Below are 18,126 nucleotides of genomic sequence, written 5' to 3'. Positions count from 1 at the left end.
CACTAGAAATCCGGCCAATTGCCCCTGAAATACCGGCACCGGCGGGGGCTCCGGTTTTTTAAAGCCGCTGTGGGTTTTGCCGACAGCCTTGTGTCATGATGGTCCAAACCGCAGGTAAGCCGCCTCTCTTATATATGAATAAATCCCCCGCGTTGTTCCTCGCCCTCGTCATGCTCGGCGGATGTCAGTCTTTGGCTCCGGTCGACACACCTTCGGCGCAGGCCCAGAAAGAACCGACCCCGGCACCGGCTGAAAAGCCGGTGGTGTACGGCTCGTTCACCCAGGAGACGATGTACAGCCTGCTGGTGGCCGAACTGGCTGGGCAACGCAATCGCTTCGATATTGCCCTGGACAACTACGTGTCTCAGGCGGCGACCACCCAGGATCCGGCCGTCTCCGAACGCGCCTTTCGTATCGCAGAATACGTCGGTGCCGATGACGCGGCGCTGGACACCGCACTGATCTGGGCGCGCAATAACCCGGAAAATCTCGAGTCGCAACGCGCAGCCGCCATTCAGCTGGCCCGCGCCGGTCGTTACGACGACTCGATGCGTTATATGGAGCGGGTTCTGCAGGGGCAGGGCGACACGCATTTTGATTTCCTTGCGCTGGCGGCCGCCGAAACCGACTCCGACACTCGCAATGCACTGATCAAGAGCTTCGACCGGCTGCTGGCCAAATACCCCAACAATGGCCAACTGGTGTTCGGCAAGGCCCTGCTGCTGCAGCAGAACGGCGACTCTGAACAGTCGCTCAAGCTGCTTGAAGACAACCCGCCCAAAGACGGCGAGATTGCCCCGATCCTGTTGCGTACCCGCCTGCTGCAAAGCCTGGGGCGCGGCAAGGAAGGCTTATCGATCCTGGAAAAAAGCCTCAAGAAATACCCCGACGAGAAGCGCCTGCGCCTGACCTACGCGCGCATGCTGGTCGAACAGGACCGCATGACCGACGCCAAGGCGCAGTTCGCCAACCTGTTGCAGCAATACCCTGACGACGATGACCTGCGCCTGTCGCTGGCACTGGTGTGTCTGGAAGCCAAGGCCTGGGACGAAGCCGCCGGTTATCTCGAAGAACTGGTCGCCCGCGACGCCCATGTCGACACCGCGCACCTGAACCTGGGGCGTATCTTTGAAGAGCGTGACGACCCGCAAAGTGCCCTGGATGAATATGCGCAGGTAGGGCCGAGCCAGGAGTTTCTGCCGGCGCAGTTGCGCCAGGCCGATATCCTGATCAGCAATGGCAACGCTGCCGAGGCCTCGCGGCGCCTGAAAGAAGCGCGCGACAACCAGCCGGACTACGCCATCCAGCTGTACCTGATCGAGGCCGAGACCCAGACCGCCAACAATCATCCCGAGCGTGGCTGGCAGGTGCTCAACAGCGCACTGAAACAGTTCCCGGACGACATGAACCTGCTGTATACCCGGGCCATGCTCGCGGAAAAACGCGACAATCTGGCGCAGCTTGAAACCGACCTGCGGGCCATCCTCAAGCGCGACCCGGAAAACGCCATGGCGCTCAATGCGCTGGGCTACACCCTGGCCGATCGCACTACCCGCTATGAAGAAGCCAAGGCTCTGATCGAAAAAGCCCACATCATCAACCCTGATGACCCGGCCGTGCTCGACAGCCTCGGCTGGGTGAACTTCCGCCTCGGCAACCTCGAAGAAGCCGAGCGCCTGCTGCGCCTGGCACTGGAGCGCTTCCCCGACCATGAAGTCGCCGCCCACCTGGGCGAAGTGCTTTGGGCGCGGGGCAAAGAGCGCGAGGCGCGCCAGGTTTGGGCCAAAGCCTTTGAAGAGCAACCCGACAGCCCGGTTTTGCGCAGCACCGTGCAACGCCTGACCGGCTCCGAAAAACTCTGAACCCAAGGCTGAGGTGAACCTCGTAGGAGCGGCTTTAGCCGCGAAAGGCTTCGCAGCTAAAGCTGCTCCTACGAGGCCCCGTGTTTGCTACGCGACAGCGCGGCACCGGGGCGATAGACGAGTTCCTACCGTCGAATCAAGCTACATCACGGTTGGAACCGAACGCCGGCCAGTCGCTCCAGATCAATCTCATAACCCAGAGATGACTATGTTTTTACGCAATCTCATCGTATTCAGTTTCATCGCCCTGCTCGCCGGCTGCGCCGGCATTGGCTCGCGCGAAGCCCTGCAAGGCAAAGGCAACTCCCAGCAGTGGGGATTGCATAAACAACAGCTCAGCACCCTCGATGGCTGGCAGATCAACGGCAAGGTCGGCATTCGCGCGCCTAAAGATTCGGGCAGCGGCACGCTGTTCTGGCTGCAACGCCAGGATTACTACGATATCCGCCTGTCCGGCCCGCTGGGTCGCGGCGCGGCTCGTCTGACCGGCCGCCCTGGCAGCGTAGCCCTGGAAGTTGCCAACCAGGGGCGCTTCGAAGCGACCACCCCGGAAGGCCTGCTGGAGGAGCAACTGGGCTGGAAACTGCCAGTCTCGCATCTGGTCTGGTGGGTGCGCGGCCTGCCAGCACCGGAGACCAAGAGCCGTCTGACCCTGGATGACGACAGCCGACTGGCCAGCCTCGAACAAGACGGCTGGCAGGTCGAGTACCTCAGCTACATCGAGCAGAACGGCTTCTGGCTGCCCGAGCGGGTCAAGCTGCACGGCCAGGATCTGGACGTGACCCTGGTAATCAAAGACTGGCAACCACGCAAGCTGGGGCAGTAAACCAATGACTGACGCACCACTGTGGCTGCCCGCCCCGGCCAAGCTCAACCTGATGCTGCACATTCTCGGCCGCCGCGCCGACGGCTACCACCAGTTGCAGACCCTGTTTCAGTTCGTCGACTACGGTGACGAGCTGGGTTATGCGCTGCGCGATGACGGCCAGATCATCCTCAACACCGAAATTCCCGGCGTGCCTCACGACAGCAATCTGATCGTGCGCGCCGCCCGCGCCCTGCAAGCGCAGTCCGGTTGCCCGCTGGGCATCGACATCTGGCTGGAGAAGCGCTTGCCCATGGGCGGCGGCATCGGCGGCGGCAGCTCCGACGCCGCCACCACCCTGCTCGCCTTGAACCACCTCTGGCAACTGGGCCTGGACCATGACGCGCTGGCAAAACTGGGCCTGAGCCTGGGCGCCGACGTGCCGGTGTTCGTCCGTGGTCACGCGGCATTTGCCGAAGGCGTGGGTGAAATCCTCACCCCCGTGGAACCCGACGAGCCTTGGTATCTGGTGGTTGTGCCACAAGTCTCTGTAAGTACAGTAGAAATATTTTCCGATCCATTGTTGACACGTGATTCCAAGCCCATTAAAGTGCGCCCCGTTCCCGAGGGAAACGGTCGAAATGACTGTCAGGCAGTGGTTGAAAGACGTTATCCAGAAGTACATAACGCCTTGAAATGGCTAGGTAAATACACCGAAGCCAAACTGACTGGAACTGGAGGTTGCGTGTTTGGGGCCTTCCCAAACAAAGCTGAAGCTGATAAAGTCTCGGCCCTTCTTTCAGATCCCCTTACAGGATTTGTAGCCAAAGGCAGCAACGTTTCGATGTTGCACCGCAAGCTACAGGGTCTTTAGAGGAACAGAGTGCCAGGCACTCGAGAGCACCACCACTACAGGGGCGTCGCCAAGCGGTAAGGCAGCAGGTTTTGATCCTGCCATGCGTTGGTTCGAATCCAGCCGCCCCTGCCATTTTCCTATCTCATCCAGGTTACTCACAGCCTCCAGGTACTGCGCGTGTCCAAGATGATGGTCTTTACGGGGAATGCCAACCCCGATCTGGCTCGGCGTGTTGTACGTCAGCTGCATATCCCTCTCGGTGACGTCTCTGTCGGTAAATTCTCCGACGGCGAGATCAGCACTGAGATCAATGAAAACGTTCGCGGTAAAGACGTTTTCATTATTCAGCCGACTTGCGCTCCGACCAACGATAACCTGATGGAACTCGTCGTGATGGCTGATGCCTTCCGCCGCTCCTCAGCATCGCGAATCACTGCTGTGATCCCCTACTTTGGTTATGCCCGCCAGGATCGCCGTCCGCGTTCCGCACGTGTGGCAATCAGTGCCAAGGTCGTCGCCGACATGCTCACCGTTGTGGGTATCGACCGCGTTCTGACCGTTGACCTGCATGCTGACCAGATCCAGGGCTTCTTCGATATTCCGGTAGATAACATCTACGGTTCGCCAGTTCTGGTGGACGATATCGAAGACCAGCGCTTCGAAAACCTGATGATCGTTTCCCCGGACATCGGCGGCGTCGTGCGTGCACGTGCTGTTGCCAAGTCGCTGGGTGTCGATCTCGGCATCATCGACAAACGCCGTGAGAAAGCCAATCACTCTGAAGTGATGCATATCATTGGCGACGTTGAAGGACGCACCTGCATCCTCGTCGACGACATGGTCGATACTGCCGGTACCCTGTGCCATGCAGCCAAAGCTCTGAAAGAGCACGGCGCGGCCAAGGTATTCGCCTACTGCACACACCCTGTGCTGTCGGGTCGGGCCATCGAAAACATTGAAAATTCCGTGCTCGACGAACTGGTGGTGACCAACACCATCCCGTTGTCTGCCGCAGCACAAGCCTGCAGCCGTATCCGTCAACTGGATATCGCGCCGGTGGTAGCTGAAGCGGTTCGCCGCATCAGCAATGAAGAATCGATCAGCGCGATGTTCCGCTAAGAGCCAACAGCTTTCAGCGTGCATCTCGTCGACGAAAAGCGCCCCGCCCTGGTCATCTGGCCAAGGCGGGGCTTTTTTGCCCATATCGCCTGACGCTGGTCGCAAACGTCAGGATGATTGGCTACTTTGGAGATCCAAAATGACTGATTTCAATCTGAATGCTGAAGCGCGTTCCGACCTGGGGAAAGGTGCGAGCCGCCGCCTGCGTCGTATCGCCAGCCTGGTTCCAGCTGTTGTCTACGGTGGCGACAAAGCCCCTGAGTCGATCAGCATCCTGGCTAAAGAACTGGCCAAACTGCTGGAAAACGAAGCGTCCTACGCTCACGTTATCGCCCTGAACGTTGGCGGCCAGAAACAAGACGTGGTCATCAAGGCCCTGCAACGTCACCCAGCCAAGGGTCACGTACTGCACGCTGACTTCGTTCGCGTTGTAGCTGGTCAAAAACTGACCGCTAAAGTACCGGTTCACTTCATCAACGAAGAAGCTCCGATCAAGAAAGGCGGCGAAATCTCGCACACTACCACTGAGCTGGAAGTGAGCGTTCTGCCGAAAGACCTGCCTGAGTTCATCGAAGTTGACCTGGGTAACGCCGAAATCGGCACCACTATCCACCTGTCCGACCTCAAAGCACCTAAAGGCGTTGAGTTCGTAGCACTGGCACACGGCACCGACCTGGCTATCGCCAACGTCCACGCGCCACGTGTAGCTGCTGAAGAAGAACCTGCTGCCGAGTAATTTCATTAGGGTGCCTCTAAAAACGTCGGCGAAGCAGCCAGTTTTAAGAGCTACCCGTTACCCGGTAACGCGCAGTTGTTCAGATAGCATCGTGATAAAACAGCGTTTACACCGGTAAATGAGCCCGTTTTGTCCACAGCCGCCTTAGAGCGGCGATGTTATCCACAGCTGTAAGAAGGAAGCCCCTGCAGTGACCGTAAAACTGATCGTTGGCCTGGGAAATCCAGGCGCCGAATACGAACAGACCCGGCATAACGCAGGGGCTTTTTTCGTCGAGCGTATTGCTCAGGCGCAACGGGTCAATCTCGTCGCCGAGCGCAAATTCTTTGGCCTGACCGGACGCTTCACGCATCAGGGTCAGGACGTTCGTCTGTTGATTCCCACCACCTACATGAACCGCAGCGGCCAGGCCGTGGCGGCACTCGCCGGCTTCTACCGTATCGGTATCGACGAGATCCTGGTGGCCCACGACGAACTCGACTTGCCGCCGGGCGTCGCCAAACTCAAGACGGGCGGCGGTCATGGCGGCCACAACGGCCTGCGCGACATCATTGCGCAAATGGCCAACCAGAACACATTTCATCGCCTGCGGCTCGGCATTGGCCACCCAGGGGATGCCAGCAAGGTGTCAGGGTTTGTCCTGGGTCGCGCGCCACGCGCCGAACAGGAAAAGCTCGACGCCAGTATCGACTTTGCCCTCGGCGTGCTGCCGGATATCCTTGCCGGCGACTGGAGCCGTGCGATGCGTACCCTGCACAGCCAAAAGGCCTGACAGGGGGAGTCTCTAAAAACGTAGGCGAGGCAGTCAGCGCAAGGCAAAAACAGGCGAACAAGCGCAGTTGACTGACGGTCAATGAGCATTGTGAGCCTGTTTTAACGCAGCGATGACAACGCAGGTAGTTTTTAGAGCCTCCCCCAAATAACTGAGGGGAACACCATGGGATTCAATTGCGGCATCGTCGGCCTGCCTAACGTCGGCAAGTCCACCCTGTTCAACGCCCTGACCAAGTCGGGCATCGCGGCAGAGAACTTTCCCTTCTGCACCATCGAGCCGAACAGCGGCATCGTACCAATGCCCGACGCGCGCCTGGCGGCCCTGGCAGCCATCGTCAACCCCAAGCGCATCCTGCCGACCACCATGGAATTCGTCGACATCGCAGGTCTGGTAGCCGGTGCCTCGAAAGGCGAAGGCCTGGGCAACAAGTTCCTGGCCAACATCCGTGAAACCGACGCCATCGCCCATGTGGTGCGCTGCTTCGAAGACGAGAACGTGATTCACGTTGCCAACAGCGTCGACCCCAAGCGTGACATCGAAATCATCGACCTGGAACTGATCTTCGCTGACCTCGACAGCTGCGAGAAGCAGGTCCAGAAAGTTGCCCGCAACGCCAAAGGCGGCGACAAAGACGCCGTGGCCCAGAAGGCCCTGCTGGAACAACTCATCGCCCACTTCACCGAAGGCAAGCCAGCGCGCAGCCTGATGAAGAACATGAGCAGCGACGAGAAAGCCGTGATCCGTGGCTTCCACCTGCTGACCAGCAAGCCGGTCATGTACATCGCCAACGTCGCTGAAGACGGCTTCGAGAACAACCCGTTTCTCGACGTCGTCAAAGCCATCGCCGAAGAAGAAGGCGCGGTAGTGGTGCCGGTGTGCAACAAGATCGAAGCCGAAATCGCCGAGCTGGACGAAGGCGAAGAGAAGGACGAATTCCTCGAAGCCCTGGGCCTGGAAGAACCTGGCCTGAACCGCGTCATCCGTGCCGGTTACGAGCTGCTGAACCTGCAGACCTACTTCACCGCCGGCGTGGAAGAAGTACGTGCCTGGACCGTGCGGGTCGGCGCTACTGCGCCGCAGGCGGCCGGTGTGATTCACACCGACTTCGAGAAAGGCTTCATTCGCGCCGAGTGCGTGGCGTATGCCGACTTCATTCAGTTCAAGGGTGAGGCTGGGGCTAAAGAGGCTGGCAAATGGCGCCTGGAAGGCAAGGATTACATCGTTAAAGACGGTGACGTGCTGCACTTCCGCTTTAACGTTTGATGTTCAGCCCCGTGGAGTGACACGCGGCTTGATGCAATGACCAAACCCCCGGTTCGCGTTGGCGACCGGGGGTTTTGTTTTTTTGCCGCAAAGCGTTATTGCACTAGGGGCTGTTGACGTTTCAGCGCAGGCCGCGTTGCAGCGCCAAATCGTGTCAGGCGAGGCGAAGGACGCAGGAAATGGTCGCTCCCTTTTCAAGTCCTTCAACGACGCATGGCGCGATTTGGGGCGCAACCCGCAGGGCCGTGGCTGTTTTGTCACACACACTTCAACAGACTGAAGCCTATGCAGGCCGACAAAACAGACCTCGGCGCGGTTGTGATGAAACGTCATCAGCCCCTAGACCCAGCACATGCAGACACCGCACTCAACAGCGCCGGCAAAGTTTCCACACCCAGATCCATCACGACCCGGCCAGTAGCGACTGCCCGTGCGGCTGCACCTTCAAGCGAATCAGCGAGGACGTGGGCAATGCTCAGACGCCACTTTGTTTATTCGCTGGCAAAGATGCAATTATGTCGGCACGGCAAGTTTCCAGTATTTCATCCGCGAGAGCCGAGTCATCCGGACACGCCCGAGACAGGATGACCGCACCGACTGCATGGGCCAGCAGGTCGATCATTCTCGCCCTGGCGTCCTGCTGCGGCGCATCCAGACCTGCCTGAAATTTTTCCTCAAGCGCTGCCAGCATCTTTTCAACGCCAACGGCAAAGGTCGCCTTCAATTGCTCTGATTGGCGAGCCGCGTCACCGCACAGCGCTGCCATCGTACAGCCCTCACCCCGTCCGTCTCGATGCCCCCGAGAAACGTACCTGTTTACGAAACCTGCAACATCAAGGTCGCGGGTACGGTCAAGCGATTGCGAAAGGCTATTTTCAGCGGCTTCAGCCATCAGATCAGCCTTGGAACCGAAGTGCTTATAAAAGCCCCCCTGAGTAAAGCCAGCAGTGGCCATCAGCTCCGTCACACCGACCCCATCGTATCCACGCTCACGAAACAGCTCTGAAGCCGTATCCACAATGCGAGCCCGGTTGGCGAGTGATTGCGTCTTGGTGATCTTCATTGCGCACTCCTGAGCCTGGCAAACATAGGCCGCACTATACTCTGATGTCGATCATAATCAAAACAGTTGACACTTTTGATTACGATCGACATCATAAAAGCCAGCAGCATATCTTTGCCTCCTGGGCGCAGATGGCGGTCCTTGATCAACGAGTATGGAATCAATATGAACGACAAGACCTTGTTTGAGCCCTACACCCTTGGCTCACTGACGCTTTCCAACAGACTCGTCATGGCGCCGCTGACGCGAAACCGCGCTGGGGCGGGTTTTGTGCCGCAGCAGCTCACTGCAACCTACTACGCGCAACGAGCGTCTGCAGGCCTGCTGATTGCTGAGGCCACTCAGATCTCACAGCAAGGACAGGGCTATCAAGATACGCCCGGTATCTATACAGCGGCGCAGATAGAGGGATGGCGCGCTGTGACCGAAGCAGTTCACGCCGAAGGAGGACGCATTTTCCTGCAGTTGTGGCATGTAGGGCGCGTTTCTCATGTTGATCTTCAGCAAAACGGTGCAGCGCCAGTAGCGCCTTCTGCCCTTCAAGCCTCGACGAAAGTCTTCGTCAACAACGGCTTCGCCGATGCCTCAGTCCCTCGGGCCCTGGATATCGAAGAGTTGCCCGGGATCGTTAATGACTTTCGCCAAGCGGCAAAAAACGCCATCACTGCGGGGTTTGACGGCGTAGAGATCCACGGCGCCAACGGCTATTTGCTGGATCAGTTCCTGAAAGATGGCGCCAATGTTCGTACTGACGCCTACGGTGGCTCGGTTGAAAACCGTGCACGCCTGCTGCTCGAAGTCACTGATGCCGTGCTCAGCGAGATCGGTGCTGAACGAACCGGAATTCGTATCTCTCCAGTGTCACCTGCCAATGGCGTTTCAAGCAGCGATCCGCAAGCTCAGTTCGACTACCTCGTTGACCAACTCAACGCCCGAAGCCTGGTTTACCTGCACGTGGTCGAAGGTGCGACTGGCGGCCCCCGTGACGTCGCCCCCTTTGATTTTGGCTCCCTGCGCCAGCGCTTCAAAAATACCTACATCGCCAACAACGGCTATGACATTAACCTGGCGACTTCCCGACTCAACGATGACAAGGCCGATCTGATCGCCTTCGGACGTCCGTTTATTGGCAACCCGGATTTGGTAGAGCGACTCAAGACTGATGCCGCTTTGTCCGCATTCGACCCTGCCACTCTGTATGGCGGAGGTGCAGCCGGCTACATCGACTACCCGACGCTTGCAGAATCCCGCGATGCGCACAACTGAACAACCTCAAACACTGAATCGTTAATCGACGTCCATTCAAGAGCATCTATTTATGAGCATCTCTGAAACCGTACTTATTACTGGCGCCTCTACAGGCATTGGCGCAACTTACGCCGAGCGCTTTGCCCAGCGCGGGCACAACCTGGTACTGGTTGCCCGCGACAAAAGCCGATTAGACGCACTGTCGGCCCGTCTGCGTGAGAAATACAGCGTTGTGGTTGACGTGGTTCAGGCTGACCTGACTCAAACCAGCGAACTGGCAACCGTAGAAACGCGTCTGCGTGAAGACGCTCGCATCGGGATTCTTGTGAATAACGCGGGAGCGGCCCAATCCGGCAGCTTCGTTGATCAATCCACCGACAGCATTGCCAATCTGGTCGCCCTCAACACGACCGCACTGGTCCGACTCTCCAGCGCTATCGCCCCTCGGCTCGCGCAAGCCGGTAGTGGTGCGATTATCAACATTAGCTCGGTCGTCGGGCTGGCACCGGAATATGGGATGGCGGTCTACGGTGCGACCAAGGCGTTTGTGCTGTGTCTCTCGCAAGGGCTGAACCTCGAACTCTCACCCAAAGGTGTGTACGTCCAGGCCGTACTGCCAGCCGCGACCCGTACAGAGATCTGGGAACGTGGAGGCTACGACATCAATACCATCAGCGAAATAATGGAAGTCGCAGACCTGGTCGATGCCGCACTGGTTGGTTTTGATCGCCGCGAACCGGTGACCATTCCACCTCTGCAAGAAGGCGCTCGTTGGGATGCCCTACAGGCTGCCCGCCAAGGCTTACTGTCAGATATCCGCCAATCCGCAGTCGCCGAACGCTACAAAAACTGAGGTGCGATTGTCATGCAGCAAACGTTCATATGTTGCTCTAAAGACCGAGCGTTTGCTGCGCATTGTCCCCTCTTGCCAATCTGACTCTCGATTGGACACGCTGCGCAAATGATCACTGAAGCCAACAACAATCTCTCTTGGACGCCTGAGCAAGCACCTCAAGACGCGTTGGTGCCACTGGCCGGCGCGCCGCTTTCTGCCACTAAGGGTTGAATAATCATGAAGGCTTTTTTTATCAAGCAATACGGCAAGCGCAGTGGCAGTATCGGTGAGTTACCGGAGCCAAAAGTAGGCGCCAACGACGTTATGGTGCAAATAAAGGCCACCAGCATAAATCCTCTGGACGCCAAGATCAGATCAGGGGAATTCAAACAGATTCTTCCCTACACATTCCCTCTGATATTGGGCAATGATTTGGCTGGCGTTGTGGTTCGTGTTGGGCCTGGTGTTCGCCAGTTCAAACCTGGCGACGAAGTCTATGCACGGCCTGCGCAAGATCGAATCGGGACATTTGCCGAGCTTATTTCTGTCGACCAGGACTCGTTAGCTCTGAAACCTCGCAACATCAGTATGGAGCAAGCGGCGTCATTGCCTCTAGTTGCGCTGACGGCATGGCAAGTGCTGGTTGAAACTGCCCAATTGAAGAAAGGCCAAAAGGTGCTCATCCATGCAGGGTCTGGAGGCGTAGGTAGCGTTGCCATTCAGCTTGCCAGGCATCTGGGTGCTTTCGTTGCCACGACGACAAGCACGCCGAATGTTGAGTGGGTAAAAGCACTCGGGGCTGACATCGTTATTGACTACAAAAAGCAGGATTTCGAGACCGCCCTGAATGACTATGACGTTGTAGTTAACAGCCTGGATCCGGTTGTTCTCAAAAAGTCGGTGAATTGCCTCAAGCCGGGAGGTCTGCTCGTATCGATCTCCGGGCCACCACCCCCTGAGTTTGGCGATGCACAAGGCTTGTCTTGGCCGATCAAACAGATCCTGCGCTTGCTTAGTTTCAGGATCCGGAAAATTTCACACGCAGCCGGGGTCAAATATTCATTCGTTTTCATGCGCGCCAATGGCACTCAACTGAAAGAAATCACGTCGCTGGTTGAATCGGGCGCCATCAAACCGGTTATCGACAAAGTCTACCCATTTACATCGATCGCTGACGCACTCACGTATGTCGAACAGGGAAGAGTCAAGGGAAAAGTCGTGATTAACCTTGCGTAACCCGGAGTGGGCGAGGATCCAGAAATGGGCCGTAGAAACATCGAAACATCGGGCTCAGTCGTGGGAATGCCAGATGAAGCTTTTTACCGGCAGCGGCAGCCGCAGCGTTCGTGGACTCAAGTGCATCAACATCCCATGTGGAGATAACTATGAACTACCAAACGTTCGGCAATACAGGGCTGCGTGTCTCAGAACTCGCACTCGGCACAGGTAACTTCGGTACTGGCTGGGGCTATGGCGCAGACCCCGACTCCAGTGCGGCGATCTTCAACGCTTACGCAGAGGCCGGTGGCAACTTCATCGACACCGCAGATATCTATCAATTTGGCCAGTCCGAGGAGTTGCTCGCAACGCTGCTTGAGGGGCGACGCGACGACTTCGTGCTAGCCACGAAATTCACCAACGGTGCGGCAGCCAGCCCTAACAGGCTTGCGACAGGTAACAGCCGTCGTGCTTTGGTGAGCTCGGCAGAAGCGAGCCTGAGACGTCTTAAAACAGACCGGATCGACATTTACTGGGCCCATCACCCAGACGGTGTAACTCCGGTGGAAGAAATTGTCAGAGGCTTCGAGGATTTGGCACGCGCAGGGAAGATTCTGTACGCGGGCCTGTCCAACTTTCCGGCGTGGCGACTTTCCCGAGCCGTCACGTTAGCCGAGCTCACCCATGCGTTGCCTATTGCAGCGGCTCAATTCGAGCACAGCCTGGTCCACCGTGAGCCCGAAGCTGATCTGTTCCAGGCTTCATATGCTCTGGGCCTTGGCATCGTGACGTGGTCGCCGTTAGGCGGAGGCATGCTGACCGGTAAATATCGACAAGGCGAAAAGGGTCGTGCCGAAGGTTTCGGTGGCAAAGTATTTCAAGCTGAAAACTCCCCTCAGCGCAGCTTGATCCTGGATACAGTTCTGGAGATTGCAGGTGAAATCGGCGTCAGTGCTGGCCAGGTTGCGATTGCATGGGCTGGCACCCACGGGTCGATTCCAATCATCGGGCCGCGCTCCAGGCAGCAACTTACCGACAACCTGGGCGCATTGTCTGTGAACCTCACACATGAACAAATTTGCAAGCTCGATGCGGTCAGTAGCGTGGCTCCTTGCGCGCCGTTGAGGCTGTCAGGGTATGAAGCGGACCGGTCTCGCGCAAGGGTCGTTGCTTGAGGTAATGGGAAAGTAACCGCAGGCCCGGCCAAGCCTCCGTGTTTTGGCCGATCCCGAACGCTCAAGGCAATCCAATTCGCGACGCAGTGCGTCGCGCATTGATGAGCCACCAAATTAAAAAGGACTCACCTGTCCACACTCAGGCGCCACGTCCCCCGTGGTAAGCCACAACGCATATTTCCTGAACCGCTCATGATTGGCGACTTTCAGGAAAGGCTGCAGCCCCATCTCAGTGATCGCAGCTTCGTACTTTTTCCAGCTACTGATACTGATGCCAACAACCTCACAAAACTCACCCTGCGTCAGGCCCTCCCGGGCGCGAATGGCTTTCATTTTTTCAGGCAGATCCACGCTTCGACATCTCCATTGACAAGTTCCACCCCGCCCCGCCAGCGCCATTGATCATACCGGCAAGCGTCGCGGCAAGGTGACGGCCATTGCCTGGTATCGTCGCAGCCATTCCGGCAAGGCCACGGTCTGGCTGTGCCGCTGCGATTGCGGGCTGTTTGAATACCGGCGCCCCGGCACCTGGGTTGCCCGGCCTTTCCCTGATGATATGTGTCGTGCGTGTCTGCGAGCCAAAGGCCCCAATGCCCGGCATACAGCCCCGGAGCGTCTGCAGCGATGGTGCGAGGAACTGCGCAGCCTTGGCCTGACCGACGTGGAGATTGCCCGGATTCAGGCACCTGGCGCGACTGTGGAGGCCAGAGGCAAGACTGCGGCCGAGATCCGCGAGCAGCTGTAGCTGCAACAGTGTTCACCAAGGTACTGGATGCCCGCGGTGGGAGCTACCTTGGTAGCGAAGAGGCCGGTAAAGTCACAGCAACTGCTGCGAATGTGCTGGCGTCTTCGCGAGCAACCGGAGCGCCGGCCGGCTGCTCCCACCGGGGGCATACGTGCTTAAGTGAACAGCCTTGCGGCTAAAGCCGCTCACAAATTGCTGAGGCCCAGCCAAGCGATTATCCGGCCCCACTCAATCCGCTATGTATTGAATTCCGGATCGGGAGCGCCGGCTAGAACGCATGCAATGTCCCGGTCTACTTCGGTTCTGGAACTGGCCGATCAATGATCAGTTGCTGGACGAGCTATCGGCCATGACCGGGCATCGCTATCGTCTGGTGCATCAGCACACCTGAATCTGGAGCACACAATGGATCTCGACAACCATGCGTACCTGACGACCTCCGAGGCGCTGGCGCAGCTCTGCGGCGCCGTGGCCCGGCCCTTAAGGAAGTCGATCATCTGATTGATAGCGAAGTCTATGATAAGGCGCTGCCTGGGCGCATTGCCGCCAGCTTGTATCAGGCTTGCAGAAAAAGTGATTGGACCCGCTGCCAGTGCTCTGGAAAATCGGGTCGCAAGATTCATTTACTTCAGTGCTTGCTGAACGCGCCCGATCGAACATGCTGAAAAAACTGACCCACTCATCAACTAACAAGTGCGGATTTCATAACTTCCTTACCATCGAGCTATAAAGCCTGCTTCACGTTATCTTTCCCATACGGACGTTTAGCCTTTCCAGAAGAAGCTTGACCACCTCCTCCTGGCTGAGCGCACCGCGCTTTGCGTAGCACACGACCAACAGTTCCAGCGGATGGACGCCCATCCTCGCTGCCAGTTGATCGAGCTTCTCCAGCGTGGGGCTTTTCAAGCCCCGTTCGATTTCAGAAAGGTAGGTCCGGCCGCTGACCCCGACAAAATCTTCCTGGGTCAGTCCTTTGGACTCTCGAACTTCTTTCAGCGCAGCACCGACGGCTTTGCTCAGCTCCATGGCGTGCCCCTTTACAAAAGAAAGGGTTTTCGCTTGAATGCATGCAATAGCACTACACGCTATAGCAGTCACACCTAAAATTTATCCTCTCAGTTTTAGTACCGCCCCCAGCAGGAAGCAACTCGCTCATGATCACCAAGGACTTGAAAACGCAACTAACGGCCCATCTTTTTTCATTATTGTCCCCCGATTCCCCGTCAAGCTCGGCGCTCGAAACTTGCACCACAAATGAACAGGCCCATGTGCGTGCCGAAATGGTCAGCGCGCTCTGCTGCTATTTAATGAAAGACTGGGAACAGCTGCCCGAGTACAGCAAGCGCCCAATCGATTTCAACTTCGTGGCCGGCAGCGAGGCTGAGGAAGTCGCCCTGAAACAACTGGCCAGGGTCTTCATGGAATACGCGGAGATTGCCTTGAAAAACGCGCTGGCTTCGCAGCGCGAGCGGCAGGCAGACAAGTAACCAAACGTTTCTTTGCGCACAGCGCCCGGTGCTGCCCAGCCAAGCCGCAACAGGTTCAGGCTGGGGCTTTCGGCTCGTTGCTGACGGGAGTTCTGCGAACATCGCTTGATCTGGATCAACTCGTAACGCGGCGCCGCCGTTAATCTTGGCAAAATGCCACTAAAGTTTTCGCACTTCTGTTCGAGACACTGGCTACAGAAAATAATTCAGCCTGGATGCTGCACTATGCCTTTGCGTAATTTCAGTTTGCAAACCAAGCTGCTGCTAGTGTTGACCGTGGTCAACCTGATCAGTGTGGTGTCGTTCATCAGCTACGCCCAATACGCCAAGACTCAGGACATCCGCCAGCAGATCGACAATCGCCTGCGCACCGCAGCTTATGCGGTGCCGCGAGTGCTGGGCGACAACTACCTTGACCGCGCGCGCAAGGCCGATGGCCTCAAGGAAGGCGAGTACCTCAGCCAGGTGCGCAACCTGGGCGAGTACGCCGGGGATGTGGATCTCAAGTATGCCTACAGCATGATGGTCGATGCACAGGGCCAGGTGTATTACCTGGCCGACGGCTCCAGCGCTGCCGACATTGCCAATAACAGCTATTCCAAACACCTGCAGCATTACACCGATGCCAGCCCGGCAGTGCTGGAGGCGGCGCGCAGCGGGCAAGCGCAGTTTGATGAGTACACCGACAGCTATGGCAGTTTCCGCTCGATCTTCCTGCCACTGCGCACCGCCAGCGGTCAGGCCTATGTGGTCGGTGTGGATGTCACCCTGACCGCCCTGCAACAGGCTATCCGCGCCAGCCTGTACAGCCTGTTGCTGATCGGCGCCGCCACCTTCGGTATCGGTTTGCTGCTGTCGTGGCTGGCGGCGCGGATGCTGGTGCAGGGCATTCACCACCTGACCGGCCAGCTCAACCATATTGCTGACAAACGCGACCTGTCGACCACCGTGACCGTCATCACCGGCGATGAAATGGGCCAGATGGGCAAACGCCTGTCGAGCCTGTTGCAGGACGTGCGCCAGACCCTGGGCAGCGCCTCGGGCATGGCTGACAACAACCAGCGGCTGGCCGCGACCTTTCTGTTGCTGGCAGAAGACATTGCGAGGCGCATCCAGCAAGCCGGTGGCCAACTGGCCGATATCAACCAGCACGGCCAGTCGATTCGTCAGTCGGCCGAGCAGTCGTCCAATCTGGCCGGCACGGTGCGCGGTTACCTGGAATGCGCCACCAGCGAACTGACCCGCACCCATCAAGACCTCAAAAGCCTGATCGGCGATGTGCACCACAGCACCTCGGCCAATATAGAACTGGCCGGTGACCTGAACCGCCTGAGCAGCGAGGCCGAACAGATCGGTCAGGTGCTGCAGATGATTGCCGGGATTTCTGACCAGACCAACCTGCTGGCACTCAACGCCGCCATCGAAGCTGCGCGTGCCGGTGAAGCCGGGCGCGGCTTTGCGGTGGTGGCCGATGAAGTGCGCAAGCTGGCCGGCCAGACCCAGAGCGTGCTGACCGACGCCCAGCAAGTGATCAGCGCTGTAACCCAGGGTATCCGCCAGACCGCCCAGCGCATGGGCAGCGCGGCCGAACAGTCGCGCAACCTTGCCACCGCCTCGGACGGTACCCTGGATGTGATCGACGGGCTGGTCAAACAAATGGGCCAGGTCAGCGACACCATGGACCGCGCCCTGGCCAGCAGCGAAGAAATCCAGCACGCGGTGACCGACATCGCCGGCCGCCTGGGCGGCATGCATGAAACCTTCGAACAGACGCATCAGGGCGTGACCGAGATCCACGACTCGGCCACCACCCTGGGCAACAATGCTCAGGCGCTGAAGGTGGGGCTTGGCGTGTTCATGACCTGAGCCGCTGCGGGCTCACTGCCCCGACACTTGCGCCAGCAGCGTCGGCAACACCTGCGCCGCTCTGCCGGCCAGTGTGTATTCCCGTATGCCGTTGACCGGTTCGGGTTGCAGATTGATGTGCACCACCTGCGCCCCGTGACGCAAGGCGATACGCGGAATTTCTGCGGCCGGCTGCACCAGGCCGGAGGTCCCGACCGATAGCAGCAGGTCGCAGCTGCGTGCCGCCTCCAGCGCACGCTCCCAGGCCAGTTCGGGCAGCGACTCGCCAAACCAGACCACACCGGGCCGAACCATCCCATGACAGTGGCGACACAGCGGCGGTTCGATGCGTTGTCCCGCTTCCGGATGCTCAGGCACCAGCAAGGGCAGTTCATGGGGCTGTGCGCAGTCGAAACAGCGCGACGCATGCAAGCTACCATGCAGGTGCAGCACATCCTGGCTGCCGGCACGCTCGTGCAGGTCGTCGACGTTCTGGGTCACTACCGTAAGCTTCGGTACTCGCTGCGCCAGTTCGGCAATTGCTTGGTGCGCGGCATTGGGCGCAGCGCTCAGGACCTTGGCCCGGCGCCATTCGTACCAGCCCCAGACCAGCGCCGGATCACGCTCAAAGGCCTCGGCGGTGGCCAGGGCAGCAGGGTCATAGCGCGCCCACAACCCCGTCAGGGCATCGCGAAAGGTGGGAATGCCACTTTCGGCAGACACCCCGGCGCCGGTAAACACCACCACATGCCCTGCATCACGCAAGTCACACGCCGCAAACCCGCTCATGCCTCATGCTCCTGCTGAGCAGCCCACCACCTGGCCCCGGCCTCCAGTGCCGCTTCACGGCTGGAGAAAGGCGTATCTGGCCCGCTGATGATTCGTGGTGAAGTCTGACCGTCACCCTTGACCGTCCATAGCTCCCAGGTGCCGTCGTCGCGCCAGCCGGGTATGGCGGTATAAGGCTGGCTCTTGAGCAGGTTCGCGACGGCTTCCAGTTCAGGACGCACTTGCAGCTCACCGCTATACAACAATGGCGTGCCGCAGCGCGGCCCAGGTTTTCGCATGGTCATGACTCCAGATTGTTTTTCGTT

At 58.5% G+C, this 18,126-nt stretch carries 19 protein-coding genes and 1 tRNA gene; 15 read left to right on the top strand and 5 right to left on the bottom strand.

What is annotated here, in order from left to right:
- Positions 1-134 precede the first annotated feature (134 nt).
- From NJC38_RS04060 to ychF, 8 genes are all read left to right on the top strand, one after another.
- The gene (locus tag NJC38_RS04060) at positions 135-1,862 is read left to right on the top strand and encodes a tetratricopeptide repeat protein (RefSeq protein WP_045483208.1); all 1,728 of its coding nucleotides are present in this window, start codon (positions 135-137) and stop codon (positions 1,860-1,862) included.
- A 208-nt stretch (positions 1,863-2,070) separates the two neighbouring features.
- Positions 2,071-2,688 carry a lipoprotein insertase outer membrane protein LolB gene (gene lolB / locus NJC38_RS04055; RefSeq protein WP_045483211.1) on the top strand — a complete coding sequence of 206 codons (618 nt, stop codon included), beginning with the start codon at positions 2,071-2,073 and terminating at the stop codon, positions 2,686-2,688.
- 4 nt (positions 2,689-2,692) lie between these two features.
- On the top strand, positions 2,693-3,541 hold the full coding sequence (gene ispE / locus NJC38_RS04050) for a 4-(cytidine 5'-diphospho)-2-C-methyl-D-erythritol kinase (protein ID WP_045483214.1): 849 nt from the start codon (positions 2,693-2,695) through the stop codon (positions 3,539-3,541).
- Positions 3,542-3,580: 39 nt separating this feature from the next.
- Positions 3,581-3,655, top strand: a tRNA-Gln gene (locus NJC38_RS04045).
- Positions 3,656-3,700: 45 nt separating this feature from the next.
- On the top strand, positions 3,701-4,642 hold the full coding sequence (locus NJC38_RS04040) for a ribose-phosphate pyrophosphokinase (protein WP_002552145.1): 942 nt from the start codon (positions 3,701-3,703) through the stop codon (positions 4,640-4,642).
- Positions 4,643-4,781: 139 nt separating this feature from the next.
- Positions 4,782-5,378, top strand: a complete 597-nt coding sequence (locus NJC38_RS04035) for a 50S ribosomal protein L25/general stress protein Ctc (protein WP_045483216.1) — start codon at positions 4,782-4,784, stop codon at positions 5,376-5,378.
- 190 nt (positions 5,379-5,568) lie between these two features.
- Complete coding sequence (gene pth / locus NJC38_RS04030) at positions 5,569-6,150, top strand: aminoacyl-tRNA hydrolase (RefSeq protein WP_045483219.1); 582 nt, start codon at positions 5,569-5,571, stop codon at positions 6,148-6,150.
- Positions 6,151-6,315: 165 nt separating this feature from the next.
- Positions 6,316-7,416 (top strand): redox-regulated ATPase YchF, encoded by a 1,101-nt coding sequence (gene ychF / locus NJC38_RS04025; RefSeq protein ID WP_045483222.1) that lies wholly within the window; start codon positions 6,316-6,318, stop codon positions 7,414-7,416.
- A gap of 475 nt (positions 7,417-7,891) precedes the next feature.
- On the opposite strand, the gene NJC38_RS04020 is transcribed toward ychF, so the two are convergent.
- Positions 7,892-8,479 (bottom strand): TetR/AcrR family transcriptional regulator, encoded by a 588-nt coding sequence (locus NJC38_RS04020; protein WP_045483225.1) that lies wholly within the window; start codon positions 8,477-8,479, stop codon positions 7,892-7,894.
- A 165-nt stretch (positions 8,480-8,644) separates the two neighbouring features.
- On the opposite strand from NJC38_RS04020, the gene NJC38_RS04015 reads away from it, so the two are divergent.
- The 4 genes from NJC38_RS04015 to NJC38_RS04000 all read left to right on the top strand — a co-directional run bounded on the left by NJC38_RS04015 (position 8,645) and on the right by NJC38_RS04000 (position 12,955).
- Entirely contained in the window at positions 8,645-9,745 is a 1,101-nt protein-coding gene (locus tag NJC38_RS04015) for an alkene reductase (RefSeq protein WP_045483228.1), read from the top strand.
- Positions 9,746-9,797: 52 nt separating this feature from the next.
- A complete protein-coding gene (locus NJC38_RS04010) occupies positions 9,798-10,580 on the top strand; it encodes an SDR family oxidoreductase (protein WP_253111721.1) in 783 nt (260 codons plus the stop codon).
- Between the two features lie 219 nt (positions 10,581-10,799).
- Complete coding sequence (locus NJC38_RS04005; RefSeq protein WP_253111720.1) at positions 10,800-11,798, top strand: NADP-dependent oxidoreductase; 999 nt, start codon at positions 10,800-10,802, stop codon at positions 11,796-11,798.
- 149 nt (positions 11,799-11,947) lie between these two features.
- Positions 11,948-12,955, top strand: a complete 1,008-nt coding sequence (locus NJC38_RS04000) for an aldo/keto reductase (RefSeq protein ID WP_253111719.1) — start codon at positions 11,948-11,950, stop codon at positions 12,953-12,955.
- Positions 12,956-13,069: 114 nt separating this feature from the next.
- Here the strand turns inward: NJC38_RS04000 and NJC38_RS03995 are convergent, their stop codons facing one another.
- On the bottom strand, positions 13,070-13,306 hold the full coding sequence (locus tag NJC38_RS03995; protein WP_045483240.1) for a helix-turn-helix transcriptional regulator: 237 nt from the start codon (positions 13,304-13,306) through the stop codon (positions 13,070-13,072).
- 76 nt (positions 13,307-13,382) lie between these two features.
- On the opposite strand from NJC38_RS03995, the gene NJC38_RS03990 reads away from it, so the two are divergent.
- The gene (locus NJC38_RS03990; protein ID WP_253111718.1) at positions 13,383-13,700 is read left to right on the top strand and encodes a hypothetical protein; all 318 of its coding nucleotides are present in this window, start codon (positions 13,383-13,385) and stop codon (positions 13,698-13,700) included.
- A gap of 738 nt (positions 13,701-14,438) precedes the next feature.
- On the opposite strand, the gene NJC38_RS03985 is transcribed toward NJC38_RS03990, so the two are convergent.
- The gene (locus tag NJC38_RS03985; protein ID WP_253111717.1) at positions 14,439-14,726 is read right to left on the bottom strand and encodes a helix-turn-helix transcriptional regulator; all 288 of its coding nucleotides are present in this window, start codon (positions 14,724-14,726) and stop codon (positions 14,439-14,441) included.
- A gap of 128 nt (positions 14,727-14,854) precedes the next feature.
- Between NJC38_RS03985 and NJC38_RS03980 the strand changes: the two genes are divergently transcribed.
- Both NJC38_RS03980 and NJC38_RS03975 read left to right on the top strand, forming a co-directional pair.
- Positions 14,855-15,187, top strand: coding sequence for a hypothetical protein (locus tag NJC38_RS03980; protein WP_253111716.1), 333 nt, complete (start codon positions 14,855-14,857; stop codon positions 15,185-15,187).
- Between the two features lie 225 nt (positions 15,188-15,412).
- Complete coding sequence (locus tag NJC38_RS03975; protein WP_253111715.1) at positions 15,413-17,053, top strand: methyl-accepting chemotaxis protein; 1,641 nt, start codon at positions 15,413-15,415, stop codon at positions 17,051-17,053.
- Positions 17,054-17,065: 12 nt separating this feature from the next.
- On the opposite strand, the gene NJC38_RS03970 is transcribed toward NJC38_RS03975, so the two are convergent.
- Together NJC38_RS03970 and NJC38_RS03965 are read right to left on the bottom strand one after the other, a co-directional pair.
- Entirely contained in the window at positions 17,066-17,821 is a 756-nt protein-coding gene (locus tag NJC38_RS03970) for an NAD-dependent deacylase (protein WP_253111714.1), read from the bottom strand.
- Positions 17,818-18,099 carry a hypothetical protein gene (locus tag NJC38_RS03965; protein WP_253111713.1) on the bottom strand — a complete coding sequence of 94 codons (282 nt, stop codon included), beginning with the start codon at positions 18,097-18,099 and terminating at the stop codon, positions 17,818-17,820. The genes NJC38_RS03970 and NJC38_RS03965 overlap by 4 nt, the downstream gene beginning before the upstream one ends.
- Positions 18,100-18,126 lie beyond the last annotated feature (27 nt).

Source organism: Pseudomonas sp. 21LCFQ010, from assembly GCF_024129905.1.
Taxonomy (GTDB): domain Bacteria; phylum Pseudomonadota; class Gammaproteobacteria; order Pseudomonadales; family Pseudomonadaceae; genus Aquipseudomonas.
The sequence above is the reverse complement of the archived record's forward strand: the minus strand, read 5'-3'. Positions and strand labels throughout refer to the sequence as shown.